The organism is Frigoribacterium sp. VKM Ac-2530, assembly GCF_015350835.1.
GTDB lineage: Bacteria > Actinomycetota > Actinomycetes > Actinomycetales > Microbacteriaceae > Frigoribacterium.
On the sequence record NZ_JADKSE010000001.1, the window covers coordinates 1,220,456 to 1,238,371 of the forward strand.

General features: G+C 73.6%; 20 protein-coding genes and 3 tRNA genes. 9 read left to right on the forward strand and 14 right to left on the reverse strand.

Features of this window, described 5'->3' with window-relative positions:
- Positions 1-43 precede the first annotated feature (43 nt).
- Positions 44-1,009 carry an NADP-dependent oxidoreductase gene (locus ITJ48_RS05695; protein WP_228506208.1) on the forward strand — a complete coding sequence of 322 codons (966 nt, stop codon included), beginning with the start codon at positions 44-46 and terminating at the stop codon, positions 1,007-1,009.
- Positions 1,010-1,037: 28 nt separating this feature from the next.
- Here ITJ48_RS05695 and ITJ48_RS05700 read toward each other — a convergent pair whose 3' ends face one another.
- The 6 genes from ITJ48_RS05700 to ITJ48_RS05725 form a co-directional block, all read right to left on the reverse strand.
- Positions 1,038-1,583 (reverse strand): N-acetyltransferase family protein, encoded by a 546-nt coding sequence (locus ITJ48_RS05700; protein WP_370544789.1) that lies wholly within the window; start codon positions 1,581-1,583, stop codon positions 1,038-1,040.
- A gap of 173 nt (positions 1,584-1,756) precedes the next feature.
- Positions 1,757-2,446 carry a 50S ribosomal protein L1 gene (gene rplA, locus ITJ48_RS05705; protein WP_123546697.1) on the reverse strand — a complete coding sequence of 230 codons (690 nt, stop codon included), beginning with the start codon at positions 2,444-2,446 and terminating at the stop codon, positions 1,757-1,759.
- Between the two features lie 99 nt (positions 2,447-2,545).
- Positions 2,546-2,977, reverse strand: coding sequence for a 50S ribosomal protein L11 (gene rplK / locus ITJ48_RS05710; RefSeq protein ID WP_123546698.1), 432 nt, complete (start codon positions 2,975-2,977; stop codon positions 2,546-2,548).
- 114 nt (positions 2,978-3,091) lie between these two features.
- Positions 3,092-4,198, reverse strand: coding sequence for a transcription termination/antitermination protein NusG (nusG, locus tag ITJ48_RS05715; protein ID WP_194612751.1), 1,107 nt, complete (start codon positions 4,196-4,198; stop codon positions 3,092-3,094).
- A gap of 130 nt (positions 4,199-4,328) precedes the next feature.
- On the reverse strand, positions 4,329-4,610 hold the full coding sequence (secE, locus tag ITJ48_RS05720) for a preprotein translocase subunit SecE (protein ID WP_123546700.1): 282 nt from the start codon (positions 4,608-4,610) through the stop codon (positions 4,329-4,331).
- Between the two features lie 100 nt (positions 4,611-4,710).
- A tRNA-Trp gene (locus tag ITJ48_RS05725) sits at positions 4,711-4,783 on the reverse strand.
- A gap of 183 nt (positions 4,784-4,966) precedes the next feature.
- Here ITJ48_RS05725 and ITJ48_RS05730 point away from each other — a divergent pair.
- The 5 genes from ITJ48_RS05730 (at position 4,967) to ITJ48_RS05750 (ending at position 10,118) form a co-directional block, all read left to right on the forward strand.
- On the forward strand, positions 4,967-6,169 hold the full coding sequence (locus ITJ48_RS05730) for a pyridoxal phosphate-dependent aminotransferase (RefSeq protein WP_194612752.1): 1,203 nt from the start codon (positions 4,967-4,969) through the stop codon (positions 6,167-6,169).
- A gap of 151 nt (positions 6,170-6,320) precedes the next feature.
- The gene (locus ITJ48_RS05735) at positions 6,321-7,172 is read left to right on the forward strand and encodes an ABC transporter ATP-binding protein (RefSeq protein WP_194612753.1); all 852 of its coding nucleotides are present in this window, start codon (positions 6,321-6,323) and stop codon (positions 7,170-7,172) included.
- A 17-nt stretch (positions 7,173-7,189) separates the two neighbouring features.
- The gene (locus ITJ48_RS05740) at positions 7,190-8,065 is read left to right on the forward strand and encodes an ABC transporter permease (RefSeq protein ID WP_370544790.1); all 876 of its coding nucleotides are present in this window, start codon (positions 7,190-7,192) and stop codon (positions 8,063-8,065) included.
- A 32-nt stretch (positions 8,066-8,097) separates the two neighbouring features.
- Positions 8,098-9,405 (forward strand): sensor histidine kinase, encoded by a 1,308-nt coding sequence (locus tag ITJ48_RS05745; RefSeq protein ID WP_194612754.1) that lies wholly within the window; start codon positions 8,098-8,100, stop codon positions 9,403-9,405.
- Positions 9,406-9,440: 35 nt separating this feature from the next.
- Entirely contained in the window at positions 9,441-10,118 is a 678-nt protein-coding gene (locus tag ITJ48_RS05750; RefSeq protein WP_194613359.1) for a response regulator transcription factor, read from the forward strand.
- Positions 10,119-10,125: 7 nt separating this feature from the next.
- Here ITJ48_RS05750 and ITJ48_RS05755 read toward each other — a convergent pair whose 3' ends face one another.
- Genes ITJ48_RS05755 through ITJ48_RS05765 form a run of 3 tightly spaced genes read right to left on the reverse strand, consistent with a single transcriptional unit; the run spans position 10,126 to position 12,091 of the window.
- Positions 10,126-11,217, reverse strand: a complete 1,092-nt coding sequence (locus ITJ48_RS05755; RefSeq protein WP_370544791.1) for a UDP-N-acetylmuramate dehydrogenase — start codon at positions 11,215-11,217, stop codon at positions 10,126-10,128.
- Entirely contained in the window at positions 11,214-11,645 is a 432-nt protein-coding gene (locus ITJ48_RS05760) for a MaoC/PaaZ C-terminal domain-containing protein (RefSeq protein ID WP_194612755.1), read from the reverse strand. Before ITJ48_RS05760 ends, ITJ48_RS05755 begins: the two co-directional genes overlap by 4 nt.
- Positions 11,642-12,091 carry a MaoC family dehydratase N-terminal domain-containing protein gene (locus tag ITJ48_RS05765; protein ID WP_133737874.1) on the reverse strand — a complete coding sequence of 150 codons (450 nt, stop codon included), beginning with the start codon at positions 12,089-12,091 and terminating at the stop codon, positions 11,642-11,644. The genes ITJ48_RS05760 and ITJ48_RS05765 overlap by 4 nt, the downstream gene beginning before the upstream one ends.
- Before the next feature lie 52 nt (positions 12,092-12,143).
- Here ITJ48_RS05765 and ITJ48_RS05770 point away from each other — a divergent pair, with 52 nt between their 5' ends.
- Together ITJ48_RS05770 and ITJ48_RS05775 are read left to right on the forward strand one after the other, a co-directional pair.
- Entirely contained in the window at positions 12,144-12,458 is a 315-nt protein-coding gene (locus ITJ48_RS05770) for a DUF3072 domain-containing protein (protein WP_192042170.1), read from the forward strand.
- Positions 12,459-12,662: 204 nt separating this feature from the next.
- Complete coding sequence (locus ITJ48_RS05775; protein WP_194612756.1) at positions 12,663-13,616, forward strand: UbiA family prenyltransferase; 954 nt, start codon at positions 12,663-12,665, stop codon at positions 13,614-13,616.
- A gap of 45 nt (positions 13,617-13,661) precedes the next feature.
- Here ITJ48_RS05775 and ITJ48_RS05780 read toward each other — a convergent pair whose 3' ends face one another.
- From ITJ48_RS05780 to ITJ48_RS05800, 5 genes are all read right to left on the reverse strand, one after another.
- Positions 13,662-14,846, reverse strand: coding sequence for an FAD-dependent oxidoreductase (locus tag ITJ48_RS05780; RefSeq protein WP_370544792.1), 1,185 nt, complete (start codon positions 14,844-14,846; stop codon positions 13,662-13,664).
- On the reverse strand, positions 14,843-15,658 hold the full coding sequence (locus ITJ48_RS05785; RefSeq protein ID WP_370544852.1) for a class I SAM-dependent methyltransferase: 816 nt from the start codon (positions 15,656-15,658) through the stop codon (positions 14,843-14,845). Before ITJ48_RS05785 ends, ITJ48_RS05780 begins: the two co-directional genes overlap by 4 nt.
- Before the next feature lie 5 nt (positions 15,659-15,663).
- On the reverse strand, positions 15,664-16,863 hold the full coding sequence (locus tag ITJ48_RS05790; protein WP_194612757.1) for a type III polyketide synthase: 1,200 nt from the start codon (positions 16,861-16,863) through the stop codon (positions 15,664-15,666).
- Positions 16,864-17,008: 145 nt separating this feature from the next.
- Positions 17,009-17,082: transfer RNA gene (locus tag ITJ48_RS05795), tRNA-Met, on the reverse strand.
- A 36-nt stretch (positions 17,083-17,118) separates the two neighbouring features.
- A tRNA-Thr gene (locus ITJ48_RS05800) sits at positions 17,119-17,190 on the reverse strand.
- 121 nt (positions 17,191-17,311) lie between these two features.
- Between ITJ48_RS05800 and ITJ48_RS05805 the strand changes: the two genes are divergently transcribed.
- Positions 17,312-17,872, forward strand: coding sequence for a 2'-5' RNA ligase family protein (locus ITJ48_RS05805; RefSeq protein ID WP_194612758.1), 561 nt, complete (start codon positions 17,312-17,314; stop codon positions 17,870-17,872).
- Positions 17,873-17,916 lie beyond the last annotated feature (44 nt).

Here is a 17,916-nt window from a genome sequence, read left to right on the forward strand (position 1 = left end):
ACGGACGCCCCTGTCGGGCGCCGCGGACGGACAGGGGAGCCCGATGACGCACACGACGATGCGTGCCATGGTGATCGAGAAGACCGGCGGGCCCGAGGAGCTCATCGCAGCCGACGTGCCGTGGCCCTGCCGCGTCGGCTCGGACGTCCTGGTCAAGGTGCACGCCGCGGGCGTCAACCGCGTCGACGCCGAGGCTCGTGCCGGCCGCGCCGACAGCAGCGCCGTCCGCACCTGGCCTGCTGTGCTCGGCCACGACTTCAGCGGCGTCGTCGTCGAGGCTCCCTACGCCGCCCACCCGCTCCGCCCCGGCGACGAGGTCTTCGGCATGGCTGCGTTCCCGCACACGAGCGGGACGTACGCCGAGTACATCAGCGTGCCTGCCACCTCCCTTGCTCGCAAGCCCGCGACGCTCTCGCACGTCGAGGCCGCCGGCGTCCCGCTCGCCGCCCTCACCGCCTGGGGCATGGTCGTCGAGGTCGCCAAGGCGCACGAGGGCCAGCGCGTGCTCGTCCAGGCCGGCGCAGGAGGCGTCGGGCACTTCGCCGTCCAGCTCGCGTCGTACTTCGGCGCGCACGTCGTCGCCACCGGGTCGCAGCGCAACAGCGGCTGGCTGCGCGACCTGGGCGCGGACGAGGTCGTCGACTACGGCTCGGCGGAACTGGCCCGCAGCGTGCGCGACGTCGACGTCGTCATCGGGCTGGTCGACGACGACGACGTCGCCGAGCAGTCGCTGGCGGTGCTGCGGCCGGGCGGCCTCGCGGTCCACGCCCCGCTCCGCTCGTGGCGCGCCTTCGCCGAGAAGGCCGAGGCGAGGGGCATCCGCTCGACGGGGTTCGCCGTCTGCCCCGACGCGTCGACCCTCGCGGTCCTCTCGCGCCTGATCGACTCGGGCGATCTCCGCGTGCACGTCGACGACATCTACGACCTCGCCGACGCCGCCGACGCGCACAGCCGCCTCGAGCAGAGCCACACGCGCGGCAAGCTCGTGCTGAGGGTGGCCGACGAGTGACGCGGCCGAGGAGGGCCTCGAGCCGGGCCTAGAGCGCGCGCACGAGGACGAAGTCGTCGTGCGTCTCCGTGCCCACGGTGAACTGCTTGGTGCCGGCCCGCTCGAAGCCGTGCTTGGCGTAGAAGGCCTGGGCGCGGGCGTTCTGCTGGTTGACGCCCAGCCAGATCGAGGAGGCGCCGGTCGCCGTGGCCGTCGCCAGCGCGGCCTCCATGAGCACCCGCGCAGCACCCTGCCCGTGGGCGCCGGACGCCACGTACACCTTGCTCAGCTCGACGGCCGGTCGCGCCTCGACCACGGCGGCCACGTCAGCGTCGGCAGGATCGCCCGTGACGAGCATCGCATAGCCGAGCAGCGGGGTGCCCGGGGTGGCCGCGTCGTCCTCGAGGGCGAGCACATGTCGCGTCGGGTCGGCGAGGTACTCGTCGAACCGCGCCTCGCTCAGCACCGTCGTGACGAATCGGGCCATATCCGCCAGGGCGGTGCCGGGCGGACAGGCCAGGGGGAACGTGAGGGCCGCCACGGAGGCGAGGGCCGGGGCGTCGGAGGCGGTGGCGGGGCGGGCGGTGACGGTCACGCCTCCATGGTGCCGCACCCGCCGAACCCGCGCACACCCTCGCGCACGCTCACGGGTGCGCGCGGGAAGGACGGGTGCCGGCGCCGGGGACGACGAAGGCCGCCCCGCTCGAGAGCGGGACGGCCTGTCGTGACGATCAGGTGATCGAGGTGCGCTGCCGGAGCAGCTGCGGCCTAGAAGACGTTGATGTCGAGGGGGATGCCGGGACCGAAGGTCGTCGACAGCGTGCCCTTGGTGATGTAGCGGCCCTTGGAGGAGGACGGCTTCAGACGGACGACCTCGTCGAGGGCGGCGTCGAGGTTGGTGTTCAGCTGCTCTTCCGAGAAGCCGGCCTTGCCGATGACGAAGTGCACGTTGGCGTGCTTGTCGACACGGAACTCGATCTTTCCGCCCTTGATGTCGTTGACGGCCTGCGCGACGTTGGGGGTCACGGTGCCCGTCTTCGGGTTGGGCATGAGGCCGCGGGGTCCGAGGACCTTTCCGAGGCGGCCGACCTTGCCCATGAGCTCGGGCGTCGAGACGGCGGAGTCGAACGACGTGTAGCCGCCCGCGACCTTCTCGATGAGCTCGTCGCCGCCGACCTCGTCCGCACCGGCGGCGATGGCGGCCTCGGCCGCAGCGCCCGTGGCGAAGACGATGACGCGGGCGGTCTTGCCCGTGCCGTGCGGGAGGATGACGGTGCCGCGCACCATCTGGTCCGCCTTGCGGGGGTCGACGCCGAGCTTCAGCGCGACCTCGACGGTGGAGTCGAACTTCTTGGAGCCGGTCTCACGAGCGACGGCGACGGCCTCGCTGGTGCTGTAGAACTTGCCGGCCTCGATCTTCTCGGCGGCGGCGCGGTACGCCTTGGACTTCTGAGCCATGTTGGACCTCTTCGTACTGGGGACGTGGTAGCGAGCCTGGCCGGCTCTCCCACTGGTGTCTGGTGCGTGCAGGCGGGTCGCCTGCACGAGGGGGTGTGGCTAGGCGTCGACCGTGATGCCCATGGAACGGGCGGTGCCGGCGATGATCTTCGCCGCGGCGTCGATGTCGTTGGCGTTCAGGTCGGCCTGCTTGGTGGTGGCGATCTCACGGACCTGGTCCATGGTGAGCTTGCCGACCTTGTCGGTGTGCGGGGTCGACGAGCCCTTGGCGACGCCGGCGGCCTTCTTGATGAGCTCCGCGGCGGGCGGGGTCTTGAGCACGAACGTGAACGAGCGGTCCTCGTAGACGGTGATCTCGACGGGGACGACGTTGCCGCGCTGCGACTCGGTCGCGGCGTTGTACGCCTTGCAGAACTCCATGATGTTCACGCCGTGCTGACCCAGGGCCGGGCCGATGGGCGGGGCCGGGTTCGCGGCGCCGGCGTTGATCTGAAGCTTGATCAGACCCGTGACCTTCTTTTTCGGTGCCATGTTCTTTTCCTTCTCGTGGGGTTCGAGCTGGCCGCGGTCGCGGTCCGCTCTCCCGGTGGTCCGCGGTGCGGACTCCGGTGATCTAGGGGAGCTGTGGGGCTGAAGTCCTGGGGACTAGAGCTTGGTGACCTGGTCGAAGCTGAGCTCGACGGGAGTCTCGCGCTCGAACAGGGAGACCAGCACCGTGAGCTTGCCGCTCTCGGGCTTGATCTCGTTGATCGTACCGGGAAGACCGGCGAACGAGCCCTCCTTGATGGTGATCGTCTCGCCGATCTCGAAGTCGACCTCGGCGGGGATGACCCGCTGGGCCTGCTTGCCGCCCTTGGCCGAGCCCTTGGCGGCGGGTGCCGCCTCCTGCACCTGGACGAGGCTCTTCAGCATCTGGAAGGCCTCCTCGAAGCGGAGGGGCGTCGGGTTGTGGGCGTTGCCCACGAAGCCGGTGACGCCGGGGGTGTGGCGGACGACCGACCAGGAGTCTTCGTTGAGGTCCATGCGGACGAGCACGTAGCCGGGGATCCGCACGCGGGTGACCAGCTTGCGCTGCCCGTTCTTGATCTCGACGACGTCCTCCATGGGGACCTCGACCTGGTAGATGTAGTCCTCCATGGTCAGGGAGACCATGCGGTTCTCGATGTTCTGCTTGACGCGGCGCTCGAAGCCGGCGTAGCTGTGGATGACGTACCACTTGCCGGGCTTGCCGCGGAGGTCGTAGCGGAACGCCTCGTAGGGGTCGACCTCGGCCTCGTCCTCGGTCGCGACCTCGTCGGCCTGCTCGCTGACGACGTCGAGGTCGACGTCGTCCTGGGCGACCTGCGCGTCGGCGTCCTGCACGGACTGCTCGGCCTCGGCGATGACGGCGTTCGCGCCGACGGCGTCGCCCTCGTTCGCCAGTTCTTCGGCCTCGGAGTCGGCCTCGTCGTCGGTCGCCTCGACGGCGGCCTCGGCCTCGGCGGCGTCGTCGATGTCGAGCGCGTCGTCGACGACGGCGTCGGCCTCGGGGTCGCTGGCCTCGGCGAGCGTGTCGAGCAGGCCGTCGAGGTCGTCGGTGTCGGTCGTGCCCTCGTCGCCCTCGTCGACGACGGTGATCGCGGACTCCTCGGCCGAGCCCTGGTCGCCGTCGGAGTCGATGTCGGTGACGTCGCCCTCCTGCGTCTCGGCGACCTCGGAGGACTGCTCGGCGGCGGGGGCGAGATCGATGTCGTCGCGCTCGTTGTCAGGCACTGGATTTCAACTTCCGTTTGAAGAGTGGGGCCGTGTGGAGAGGGAGCCGGCGGACCGGGTCGCCCTCGCCGATCCCACGGGGTCGAGGGGCACGGCGCGGACCGGGTGGTCCGTCAGCCGGCGGGCAGCGTCAGCTGCCGGTGGGGCCGTTGCCGAAGACGTAGCCGACGACGAGGCCGAAGAGGGAGTCGAGGCCGGTGACCAGCGCCATCATGATGACGACGAAGACCAGCACGACGCCGGTGTAGCTCAGCAGCTCTTTGCGGGTCGGGGTGACGACCTTCTTGAGCTCGGCGATCACCTGGCGGATGAACAGGGCGATGCGGGCGAACGGGCTGCGACGCGCTGCGCTGTCCGACTTCGCCTTGTCGACGACGTCCTCACTGGGGACGTCGAGGTCTTTTCTCGCCACTGTCGTACTACCTTCCGAGGGTCGACCCGAGGGCCTGGTCCGTGATCCGGGCCGCCTCGCTGGTCTCTGGTGGACCAGTCGGGGCGACCCGGCCGGGCTGCAGGGCGGACAGGACTCGAACCTGCAACCTGCGGTTTTGGAGACCGCTGCTCTACCAATTGAGCCACCGCCCTATGGGGCCGGAGCCCCCGGGCCGGACTGCGACTCGTGCTCGCCCTGAGGCGCGCGCCGACTCCGCGGTGTCCGACCGCCTCGTCAAGTGTAGGCGAGGGCCTGCGGTGTTGCAAAGCCGGGGCGCGCCGGGCCGGGCCGTGCAGCCCTGTCGGGGCCGCAGGCCGCCGGATAGGCTGGCCGTCGTGACCCAGCCGACACGCCGCCTCTCGTCCCGCATCGCCTCCATCGCCGAGTCGGCCACCCTCAAGGTGGACGCCAAGGCCAAGTCGCTCCTGGCCGAGGGCCGACCGATCATCAGCTACGGCCCGGGCGAGCCCGACTTCCCCACGCCCGACCACATCGTCGAGGCGGCGGTCGCGGCGGCCCGCGACCCGCGCAACCACCGCTACTCCGCCGGCGCGGGCCTGCCCGAGCTGCGCGAGGCGATCGCCGAGAAGACCCTGCGCGACAGCGGCACCACGGTGCGGCCGACGCAGGTCGTCGTGACCAACGGCGGCAAGCAGGCGGTCTACCAGGCGTTCCAGGCGCTGCTCGACGAGGGCGACGAGGTCCTCCTGCCCGCGCCGTACTGGACGACGTACCCCGAGGCGATCTCCCTCGCGGGCGGCGTCTCGGTCGAGGTCTTCGCCGGCGCCGACCAGGGCTACAAGGTCACCGTGGAGCAGCTCGAGGCCGCTCGCACCCCCCGCACCAAGGTCCTGCTGTTCTGCTCGCCCTCCAACCCGACCGGCGCCGTCTACTCCCCCGCCGAGGTCGAGGCCATCGGCCGCTGGGCGCTCGAGACCGGCACCTGGGTGATCAGCGACGAGATCTACCAGAGCCTCGTCTACGACGGCGTGCGCGCCGTCTCGATCACCGAGGCCGTGCCCGAGCTCGCCGAGCAGACGATCCTCGTCAACGGCGTCGCCAAGACCTACGCGATGACCGGCTGGCGCGTGGGCTGGATGGTGGGCCCGGCCGACGTCATCGCCGGCGCCTCCAACCTGCAGTCGCACCTCACGTCGAACGTGTCGAACGTCTCGCAGCGCGCCGCCCTCGCCGCCCTCACCGGCCCGCAGGACGAGGTCGAGTCGATGCGCCGGGCCTTCGACGTCCGCCGTCGCCGCATCGTCGACGAGCTGAACGCCATCGACGGCGTCGTCGCCCCGACCCCCGAGGGCGCGTTCTACGTCTACCCCGACGTCAGCGGCCTGCTGGGTCGCGAGTGGGGCGGGGTCACGCCCACCACCTCCCTCGAGCTCGCCGACCTGGTCCTCGACCAGGCCGACGTCGCGACGGTGCCCGGCGAGGCCTTCGGGCCGAGCGGCTACCTGCGCCTGTCGTACGCCCTCGGCGACGACCAGCTGCTCGAGGGCGTGCAGCGCCTCCAGCGCCTCTTCTCGTAGGAGGCGCGGGCCGGGTCGGCCGGACCGGCTCGCCGTCGCGGCCTCCAGCGCCGTCCGCCGAGGCGGTCCACCGGCCGCATCCACCGGTCGGGGGATGCGGGTAGCCCGGTCCGGGGTGCCGTGCCCGCGCCTCCTGCCCGAGGCTCGGAGCATGACCTCAGAGCCCGTCGTGCGAGTGCGCGACCTCACCAAGACCTACGGGCGCGCCACCGCCCTGCACGGCGTCTCGTTCGACCTCCGGGCCGGCGAGACGCTCGGCCTGCTCGGCCCGAACGGCGCCGGCAAGTCGACGACGATCGAGATCCTCGAGGGGCATCGCGACCGCACCGGCGGCGAGGCCCTCGTGCTCGGCACCGACCCCCGCGACGGCGGGCTCGACTGGAAGGCGCGCATCGGCATCGTCCTGCAGACGTCGGCCGAGCAGGGCACCTCGACCGTGCGGGAGCAGGTCGCCCACATGGCCGCCCTCTACCCGCGGTCGCGCGACGTGGACGAGGTCGTGGCCGCGGTCGGGCTCGAGGCGCAGGCGGGCACCCGCGTGCGGGCGCTCTCGGGCGGCCAGCGGCGGCGGGTCGACGTCGCCCTCGGCATCGTCGGCGACCCCGAGCTGCTGTTCCTCGACGAGCCGACGACGGGCTTCGACCCGGAGGCGCGGCGTCGGTTCTGGGAGCTGATCCGCTCGCTCTCGGACGACGGCACGAGCATCCTGCTCACCACCCACTACCTCGACGAGGCCGCCCAGCTGAGCGACCGGGTCGCGGTCATCACGGAGGGGCGCGTCGTCGCCGAGGGACGCCCCGACGAGATCGGCAGCGCCACGGCCCGGACCCCGCTGGTGCGGTGGTCGGACGCGCGAGGGCGACACGAGGAGAGGACGGCCGACCCGGGCGGACTCGTCGCGCGCCTGCACGGCGCGGGAGCAGAGCTGCGCGACCTCGAGGTCGTGCGCCCGTCGCTCGAGGACGTCTACCTCGAGCTCGTCGCCGAGGCGGCGGCGTCGTGACCGGGGCTCCGCGGACCGTGACCACGACGCGCTCGTCCCGTGGTCCCTCGGACGGGACCGGCGCCTCCTCGACGTCCGGCCTCCGCCGCGTGCTCGCTCTCGCCGGCGTGCAGGTGCGCCACGAGGTGCGGACCTACTTCAGCGCCGGCGACACGGTGTTCTTCACGTTCCTCTTCCCCGTCGTGATGCTCGCGATCTTCTCGACGGCCTTCAGCGCGTCCGGCTCGTACGGGGTGCGGCCGGACGGGTCGGCCGTCGACGCCGCCGCCTACTACCTGCCGGGGATGATCGCCGCGGGCGTCCTGCTCTCGGGGGTCCAGGCCCTCGGGATCGACATCGCCGTCGAGCGGTCGGACGGCACCCTGAAGCGGCTCGCGGGCACGCCCCTGCCCGTCGCCTCGTGGTTCGTCGGGAAGCTGGGGCAGGTGGTCGTGACGAACCTGCTGCAGGTGGCGCTCCTCCTCGTCGTCGCCCGGGTGCTGTTCCGGGTGCCGCTGCCGACCGAGGCGTCGTCGTGGGCGACGTTCGCGTGGGTGTGGCTGCTCGGCCTCGCCGGGTCGGCGCTGATCGGGATCGCCCTGTCGCGGGTCCCCCGCACCGGACGCAGCGCGTCCGCCGTCATCGTGCCGATCACGCTCGTGCTGCAGTTCGTGTCGGGCGTCTACCTGCCGTTCGCCCAGCTGCCGACGTGGCTGCAGCAGGTCGCCTCGGCGTTCCCGCTGAAGTGGCTCGCCCAGGGCATGCGGAGCGTGTTCCTGCCCGAGTCGTCGGCGGTCGCCGAGGTCGGCGGCACCTGGGACCTGCCGGGCATCGCCCTCTGGCTGGCCGTCTGGCTCGTGGCCGGCGCGATCGCGGCCAGGCTGACGTTCCGCTGGGGCCGGAGGGACGCCTGACCGCGGGCGCGCGGGACGGTACGGTGACGGACATGACCACGGCAGCCGAAGGCGCCCGCACCGCCAGCCGCGGCGCGGACGCACGCCCGGGCACGAGCCGCGTCGCGATGCGCTGGTGGGACGTCGGGGCCGGGGTGACCGCCGTGGTGCTCATCGTGCTCGCGCTCGCCTCCGAGAGCGGCGGCGACGGCGGCAGCGCGGTCGGCAGCGCCGTCGGCAGCCGCCCGCTCGCCCTCGCCGCGACCGGGCTGTTCGTCCTCACCTGGCTGCTGCTCGCCCGGCCGGTGGTGCAGAGGGACGACGACCAGGTGGGCCGGGCGGAGGTCGTGGTCGTCGCGGCGGTCGTGGTCGTCGGCGGGCTGGCCGTCGCCGGTGCACCGCCGCTGGCCGTGCTGCAGGCGTTCCTGATGCCGCTGCTCTGGACGGTGCTCCCGACGCCCCGCTCGGCGATCGTCGCCAACGTGCTGCTCTGCCTCTCGATCTCGGCCGGCTTCGTCGTGAGCCTCGGCTGGTCGCCCGACACGCTCGCGACCGCCGCCACGAGCGAGGGGCTCTCGCTGCTGTTCAGCATCGCCCTCGGCCTGTGGATCACGTCGATCGCGCACACCGGCGCCGAGCGGGGCCGGTTGCTCGACGAGCTGCGCGCCGCCCAGGACGAGCTGGCCACCCGGCACCGCGAGGCCGGCACCGTGGCCGAGCGCGAGCGCCTCGCCCGCGAGATCCACGACACGGTCGCGCAGAGCCTCACCGGGCTCGTCATGCTCAGCCAGCAGGCCCGGTCGTCGGTCGCCGCCGGCGACGCGGCCGCCGGCCTCGCCCAGCTCGACCTGATCGAGTCGTCGGCCCGGGACGCGCTGACCGACGCCCGCACGCTCGTCGCGGCCACCGCCTCCTCGGGACTGGACAGCGGTGACCTCGCGGACGCCCTGCGCCGTCTCGCCGGGCGGTTCTCGCGCGAGAGCGGCGTCGCCGTGACGGTCGACGTCGAGCCCGGGCTCGCCCTGCCGCGCGACCACCAGGTCGTCGTGATCCGGGCGGCGCAGGAGGCGCTGGCCAACGTCCGCAAGCACAGCGGGTCGCGCTCGGCGCACGTCGCGCTCGTCCGCGGGGCCGACCTCGCCGGGGACGCGGGCGTCTCCCGGGGCTCGGGCGCCGTCGCAGGTGTCGTCCTCTCGGTGCGGGACGAGGGCAGCGGGTTCGACCCTGCCGCCGCCCGCCACGGCTTCGGGCTCGACGGCCTCGACGAGCGGCTGCGGCTGGCCGGCGGGCGGCTCGAGGTCGTCAGCGGTGCGGCCGGGACGACCGTGACCGCGCACCTGCCCGGCGGGGAGCCGTCGTGAGCGTCCGCACCCTGGTCGTCGACGACCACCCGATCATGCGGCAGGGGCTCACCGCGATGCTCACGGCCACGCCCGACTTCGAGGTCGTCGGGCAGGCCTGCGACGGCGTCGAGGCGGTCGAGCTCGCCGCCGAGCTGCGGCCGGACCTCGTGCTGATGGACCTGCGCATGCCGCGGCTCGACGGCGTCGCCGCGACGGAGGCGGTGCTCCGCGACGTGCCGACCGCCCGCGTCGTCGTGCTGACCACCTACGAGTCGGACGACGCCATCCTCGGCGCCGTCGAAGCGGGGGCCAGCGGGTACCTGCTCAAGGCGGCGCCCGAGGAGGAGCTGCTCGCGGGGCTCCGCTCGGTCGTCGCCGGGCAGGTCGCGCTCGCGCCGTCGATGGCCGCGCTGCTGGTCGGGCGTGCTCGTCGGACGGCGGCGCAAGCGGACGCCGCCGGGTCGGAGGGAGCGGGCGGAGTTGCTGGTGCTGCCGTCGCGGGCGGCTCCGTGAGTTCGCGACCGACGCCGCTGAGCCCACGCGAGACCCAGGTGCTCGTGCTGGTCGCCGAGGGCTGCTCGAACCGCGAGGTCGGCCTGCGCCTCTTCGTCGGCGAGGCCACCGTCAAGACCCATCTGCAGCACGTCTTCGAGAAGCTCGGCGTGGGCGACCGCACCCGCGCGGTCACTCTCGCGATGGAGCGCGGCTGGCTGCCCTCCCAGCGGGGCTGACGTCAGGTCAGAGGTCGAGGCCGAGCAGCACCGGCTCGGGGCGGAGCAGGACGCCGAACTCGGCCAGGACCCGCTGCTGCACGAAGCGGGCGAGCTCGACCACGTCGTCGGCGGAGGCGCTGCCCCGGTTGGTGAGGGCCAGCGTGTGCTTCGTCGAGATCGCGGCCCCCGAGCCCGTCAGGCGGAAGCCGCGCGCGACGCCCGCGTGCTCGATCAGCCAGGCGGCGCTGAGCTTGACGGCTCCGCTGGTCGGCGGAGGCGGCGGTGCCGGAGCCTCGCCGAGCGGCACGACCTGGTCTTCGGGCTCGGGGTCGATCGGCCATCGCGGGGCGTCCGAGGGCAGCTCCGAGGCCGCCTGACGGGACACCACGGGGTTGGTGAAGAACGAGCCGCTCGACCACGTGTCGCGGTCGTCGGCGTCGAGCACCATGCCCTTGGAGGCGCGGAGGGCCAGCACGCTCGACCGCACGTCGGCGACCGAGACCCGGGCCCCGAGGTCGACGCCGAGGGCCCCGGCGAGCTGCGGGTACGCGACCTGCTCGCTCGCGCCTCCCCCGTCGCGGAGCGCGAACTCGACCGCGGTCACGACGCCCGCCCGCCCCTGCTTGAAGACGCTCGTGCGGTAGCCGAGGCCGAGGTTGGCCGCGGGCACGCGGACGAACTCGCCCGTGTCGGCGTCGAGGAAGTCGACCGAGACGACCGTCGACGACACTTCTTGCCCGTAGGCGCCGATGTTCTGGATCGGGGACGCGCCCGTCGAGCCCGGGATGCCGCTCAGCGCCTCGAGGCCGGACCAGCCCTCGTCGACGGTGCGGGCCACGAGCTCGTCCCAGGGCTCGCCCGCGGCGACCCGCAGGCGGACCCGGCCGTCGACGTCGTCCAGCCGTTCGACGCCGCGCGTGCGCACGTGGACGACGGTGCCCTCGAACGGCTCGTCGGAGGCGACCGTGTTCGAGCCGCCGCCGAGGACGAACCAGGGCTCGTCGTCGGCCCAGACCGCGCGGACGGCGTCGATCAGCTCGTCCGTGCCGTCGGCCGTGACGAACCGCGCGGGCTCGCCGCCGACGCGCATCGTGGTCAGCTCGGAGAAGGAGGTCACGCCAGGGTCACCACGACCTGGGCCTTGCCGAGCACGGTCTTCTCGTCGACCGTCACCGTGAGGTCGACCCGTGCCGTGCCGGCCTCGTCGTCGACCGCGGCGACCTTCGCGGTGACCGACAGCTCGGCGCCGTCGGCCGGGTGCACGACCACCGGGCGCGTGAAGCGGACCTGGTAGTCGGAGACCCAGCCGATCACGCCGGCGTCGTCGCCCGCCCCGTCGAGCCACTCGACGACGGGCTGCACCGCGGTGCCCATGGTCAGCATGCCGTGGGCGAGCACGCCCGGCAGGCCGACCGACTCGGCGACGTCGTCGCGGTAGTGGATCGGGTTGAAGTCGCCCGATGCGCCCGCGTAGCGGACTAGCGAGTCCCGCGTCAGCGGGTAGGTCTTGTGGGCCACGACCTGGCCGACCTCGAGGGCGCTCACGCGTCGTCCCCCCGCACCACGAGGGTGGACACCGCGGTGACGACGTGCGCCCCGGCCTGGTCGACCATGTCGGAGGAGGCGGTCACCATGGAGTTGCCGCCGAGGGACTTGACGCTGGTCACCGTGAGCGTGGCCGTGAGCTCGTCGCCCGCCACCACGGGGCGGCTGTAGCGGAAGCGCTGCTCGCCGTGCACCACCCGGGAGAAGTCGATGCCCGCGTCGGGCTCGGCGAGGAGCTGCGCGAGGGTCGCCTCCTGCACCACGACGGGGAAGGTCGGCGGGGCGACGACGTCGGCGTGGCCGGCGGCGCGCGCGGCCTCGGGGTCGAGCGACAGGGCGCTGGTCGAGCCGGTGGCACGGGCGAACTCGCGCACCTTCTCCCGGCCGACGAGGTAGGCGGGGGCCGGCGGGAGGACCCGCCCTTGCAGATCGGGGTTCACAGGCACGGCGTCGAGTCTAACCGGGGCCGATGTCGGGGGCGCGGCGTACGTTCTCCCCATGAGCGACTCGAACATCGACCCTGACATCACGCCCGTCGACCCCGCAGCACCCGAGGGCGGCGGGGCACCTGCCTCCGGCGCCGACGCGGGCTCCGGAGAGACCCTGGGCGGCGAACGTCCCGACCCCTCCACCACCGCCTCCAAGGACCCTGAGGACTGGGTCACCGGCGACGAGCCGATGACCGGCCCGCAGAAGAGCTACCTCGACACGCTCGCCCGCGAGGCAGGCGAAGAGCTGCCCGCCGACCTCAGCAAGGCCAAGGCGAGCGAGCACATCGACCGCCTCCAGGAGAAGACCGGTCGCGGCCAGTAGCCGAGTCTGCTCCATGGCTCTACCGCTGCGAGGGCTCGCGTCGTACACTTCCCCCACGTCTGGGATGGTAACTCGACGCGAGCCCTCGATCGACAGCCAGGGACAGGTCCTGATCCACGTGTCCCACCGAAGGTTGCGAGCGGCTGACGGGCACGTCCGGGTCTCCCCCGACCCGGGCGTGCTCACTCGACCTCACCTCCGTGGATGCTCCCGCGTCACCGCAGCCCGCATCCGCTCCCGGGCTTCGCCTCGGACCTGTGCTCGGGCGAGTTCTCGTCGGGCCAGGTCGCGACCGTGACCGGCTCGAGCGGCTCGACCGTCGTCGCCCTGGCGCGGTCCACGCACCCCGGTCCGACCGTCGCGGTGACCGTGCTCTCGGTCGTCCTCGGGGCGGCGGTCGGCCTCGGTGTCGGCCGCACCCTGCTGCTCGGTGCCGCCGTGCTGGCCGGCCAGCTCTCGATCGGTCTCTCGAACGACCTCGTCGACGCCGCGCGCGACCGCCAGGTCGGTCGGCGCGACAAGCCCCTGGCGCTCGGACTCGTCTCGACGAGCACCGCGGTGGCCTCCGTCACCGTCGTGACCGTACTCGCCATCGGCCTCACGTTCGTCCTCGGCTGGGCCGCGGGCGTCGCCCACCTCATCTTCCTCGCCTCCGGCTGGGCCTACAACCTGGGGCTCAAGCGCACGGCGTGGTCGGCAATTCCCTTCGTCGTCGGCTTCGGGGCCCTGCCCGCCGTGGTCACCCTCGCTGCTGCGCCTCCGGCCGCACCGGCGGCCTGGGCCCTGGCCGTGGGCGCTGCCTTCGGCGTCGCGATCCACTTCACCAACGTGCTGCCCGACCTCGACGACGACGCCCGGACCGGCGTCGTCGGGCTGCCCCACCGGCTCGGACGCCTGCGCGCCGGGCTCGTGGCGTTCGCCGCCCTGGGGACGGCGGCGGTCGTGACGGCTGGGGGGCTCCTCCTCGACGGCTCCCTGACGCCCGTCCGCACCGGGGCGGGCGTCGTCGGGGCCGCCGCCGCCCTCGTGCTGTCCGTGGTCGGGGCGAGGCTGGTGCGGCGAGGCGGGGCGACGCGGGGCTTGTTCCGGCTCGTGATCGCCGCTGCGCTGGTGCTCGTCGTGTCGCTCGCCCTCGCGGGCACGGCGCTCGTCGCCTGACGGGCCCGACCGGTCCCCGGGCCTGGCCCGGCGAGCAGCTCCAGGTCAGACGAAGCGCATCGAGTAGAGCGACGCGAGGAGCCGGCGGGTCGGCAGGTGCAGCGCCGCCGACAGGCCGACCTGCCGAGTCGCGCCGACCACGGGCCCGACGGGACGGCCGAGGGCCATGTTGATCTCCGCCTGCCGGGCCGAGCGGGCGACCGACCGGCGACGCGCCTCCTCGTACGCCCGGAACACGGTCGGGTCGAGGCGTCGCCCTCCTGCCGAGCGCAGCGCCCGCGCGAGGACGGGGGCGACGGCGTCCGCGTCGAGCCAGCCGAGGTTCATCCCCTGGCCGCCGATCGGGCTGATCTCGTGGGCGGCGTCGCCGATCAGGACGACCCGCCCGGCGACCGTGCGCCGGGCCAGCCGGCGCTGCACCCCGAAGGCGCTCGTCATGGTCGCCGTGCCGGGGTCGATGTCGAGGCCGGTGCGCTCGGCGACGAGGCCCGCGACCAGCTCGGCGTCGGGCGCGGCGCCTCCCTCGGCCGCGAGCCCGTCGCCGGGGGCATCCGGGTCGAGCAGCACGACGAAGCGCCGCACCCCGCCCGGCAACGGGAACGACTCGACGACGCCACGTCGCTCGAGGTGCACGACCGCATCGGCGCCGAGACCGGTGTCGTCGGCCACATCGCACATCACGTAGCGGTCGGGGTAGCGACGCAGGGGCGCGTCGATCCCGAGGGCGTCGCGCAGCGGGCTGCGGGCACCGTCGGCCGCGAGGACGAAACGGGCGGCCGCCTCCACCGGTCCGTCGTCGGACGTGCCGCGGAGCAGCACCCGGTCCGGCTCCTGCTCGAGCCCGTCGAGCGAGAGACCGCGCCGGAGCGAGCCCGGCGCGAGCGACTCCAGCCTGTCGCGCAGCAGCTGCTCGGTGCGGTGCTGCGGCAGGGCGGCGACGAACGGCCACCGAGGGTGCGCCCGGTCGAAGCTGACCGTGCCGAGGGTGCGGCCGCCGCTGCGGGCGACGCCGCGACGCACGGGCACCGCGTCGGCGACGAGCGGCTCGGCTGCGCCCACCCGGTCGAGCACGTCGAGGGACGGCGGGTGGACGCCGATGGCACGCGAGAGGCTCGGCGCCTCGGCCCGGCGCTCCCAGACCGCGACGTCGAGGCCGCGCGCGGCGAGCAGGGCCGCGGCCAGCACGCCGACCGGACCCCCGCCGACCACGACCACGTCGTGCGTGATCACGAGCGCGGCCCGGGCTCGACGTCGCCCGCGCCTGCGCCTGCGCCCTCGGTCTCGACCGAGCCCGAGGTCGCGGCGGCGTCGGCGGCGAGGTCGAGCACGGCCCAGACGCGGAAGGGCGGTCGGCGGACGGCCGCCCAGCCGGCAGGCAGTTCACGGGCCAGCTCCGCGTCGGTCCAGCTGCGGCGGATCGAGCGCAGCCCGTCCACCCGGACGAAGGAGGTGCGCGCGAGCGGCAGGGTCCCCACCCAGTACCCGGCGTAGGCAGCGCGCGACCGCCGGATGTCGCTGTGCAGCACGAGCCGGCGGGCGAGCGCCCGGCTGTCGGCCAGGACGGCGGCCCGGGACGAATCGTCGAGGTGGTGCAGCACGTGGTTCGAGACGACGACGTCGAACCGCTCGCCCGCCTCGACGAGGTCTCCGCTCGACGCGCACCGGTGGACGACGCCGTCGGCCGGCCGGGCGCTCGCGAAGTCGTGCGCACGCCGGTCGGGATCGACGGCCGTCACCGCCAGGCGCAGCCCGTCGCGGCGGGCCCACCGGGCGAGCGAGCGCGCGAGGTCGCCGCCTCCCGATCCGAGGTCGAGCAGGGTCGACGTCCGGTCGGCGGACAGGAGCGGCCGGATCCGCTCCCGGTACGCACGCCGCCAGCCCGCGACCAGCCCGTTCACGACCGGGAAGACGGCGTAGGTGCGCCGGAGCTGGCCGAGGTCGCAGTCCGGGTCGTCCATCAGCTCCCGCAGCCCGGTGTCGCGCTGCCGGACGTCGATGAAGGGTCCTCGCGGGTCCGTCGACGCGCCCGTCGCCGAGAGCACCACGCTCAGCCGCCGACCCGGCGGGTGAGCAACGCGCTCTCGACGGTGAGGCCGGGCCCGAAGGCCATGGCGCACACCCTGCGGGCCTCGGGAGGCGTCAGTGCGTCGCCTGCGCCTCCTCGGCCCTCGACGTCCTGGCCCTCGCCTCCACGCCCCTCGAGGTGCTCGCGGAGGATGAACAAGACCGTCGCGCTGGACATGTTGCCGTAGTCGCGCAGCACACGACGCGACGGCGCCATCTGGGCCTCGCTGAGGCCGACCTGCGACTCGACGCGGTCGAGGATGCTGCGGCCGCCGGGGTGCACGGCCCAGCCGTCGATCTCGTCGACGGCCACGCCGCCGGCCTCGAGCAGCGGGGCGAGCGCGGAGTCGACGTGCTCCTCGACGATGTGCGGCACGTAGCTGCTCAGCACCATGTCGAAGCCCTGGTCGCCGATGCTCCACGCCATGTCGTCCTCGCCGACGGGCGTGAGCACGGTCTCGAGCACGTCGAGGTCGAGCACCGGAGCCCCCACGGCGGCCGGCCGGGACGACACGACGGCCGCCGCGGCGCCGTCCGCGAAGACCGAGGAGGCGATGATCGCGTCGGGGTCGTCCGAGCTCCGCAGGTGCAGGGTGCAGAGCTCGGCGCACACCACGAGCACTACGGCGCCCGGCTCGGCCAGGCACGTGTCGCGGGCGGCCCGGAGGGCGGGGAAGGCGCCGTAGCAGCCCATGAACCCGATGTGCAGCCGACGGGTCGAGGGCGCGAGCCCGAGTCGGCGCACCAGGAGGTAGTCGGGGCCCGGCGCGAAGAAGCCGGTGCACGAGACGGTGACGACGTGGGTGACGTCGGCCGCCGTGATCCCCGGGGCGCCGGCCAGCGCCTCCTCGGCGGCCCGGACGAAGAGGTCGGGGCTCCGTTCGACGTAGACGTCGTTGCGGGCGCCGGTGCCGGGGCGCAGGATGCGGCCCTCGGCACGGTCGTAGAAGACGGGGGCGGCGTCGGGCTGCTCGGACTGGCCAGGCTGGTCGGGCTGCTCGGCGCCGAGCTCGTCGATCACCGTGTGGCGGGTGTCGATCTGGGCACCGTCGAAGACGGCCCCGATCAGCCGCGGTGCGAGGCGGCCGAGTCCCGGCTGGCTGCGGAACACGTCACGGATGTGGTCCTGCCCGATGATCGTCGAGGGAACGGCCGTGCCGATGCTGTGGATGCTCGGGGACATCCCCCGAGCGTAGGCGACCGGCGGCGCACGACGATCAGGAACGCAGCCCGACGACGCACGACCTGAGGCGGTACAGCCCGAGGAAGCACAGCTCGAGGAAGGAGAAAGGCCCCGCTCGTGCGGGTGCACGTCCAGGGCCTTGCGGTAGCGAGGGCGGGACTCGAACCCGCGACACCACGATTATGAGCCGTGTGCTCTAACCAACTGAGCTACCCCGCCGCAAGCTGTCTGCACGGTGTGACCGTGACCAGCCGGAGCCCCGAGTCAGGTTTGAACTGACGACCCCTTCCTTACCATGGAAGTGCTCTACCACTGAGCTATCGGGGCGTGACCTCGCTCAGCCGGCCCAGGAGGGCGACTGCCGATCGGCACCAGACAAGGGTAGCAGAGCCGCGACCCCTCTGAGGACACCGTGCGCGCGCCTCCTCCACGAGGCCATCATCGACGGGTGCACAGCATCGAACTCCTGCTCGACGGGCCCGCCGACGCCCGGGTGCGCGCCCAGTGGGCCGCGCTCTCCGACGCCGGCCTGCCGTCGCAAGCCGACCACGCGAGCAGCTCGAACTCCCCGCACGTGACCCTGCTGGCGCGGCGGGGCATCGACGGCACGGCCGACCCGGCACTGACCGAGCTGCTCGACCGCCTGCTCCCGCTGCCGGTCGTGCTCGGCGCACCCCTCGTCTTCGGGCACGGCCGGGGGCACGTGCTCGTGCGGTCGATCGTCGCGACGCGCGCCCTGCTCGACCTCCAGGCCGAGGTGCACGCGATCGTGGGCGGCGAGGACGATGTGACGCATTCCTCCCCCGGCCTCTGGGTGCCGCACGTCACGCTGGCGAGCCGGCTCGACGCCGAGGCGGTCGGCCGGGCCCTCGCCGCGGTCGAGGCGTTCGAGGACGAGGAGGCGCGCGAGGCCCCCGAGGACGCTCGGGCCCCGGCCCAGGCCGGCAGCCTCGTCTCGGGTCGGCGTTGGGACCCGAGCGTCCGCACGATCGTCGTCCTCGGTCGCTGACGCCCGCCTCCTCGGAGCCGGTCCCGCCCGCCCGGGCGGTGCGC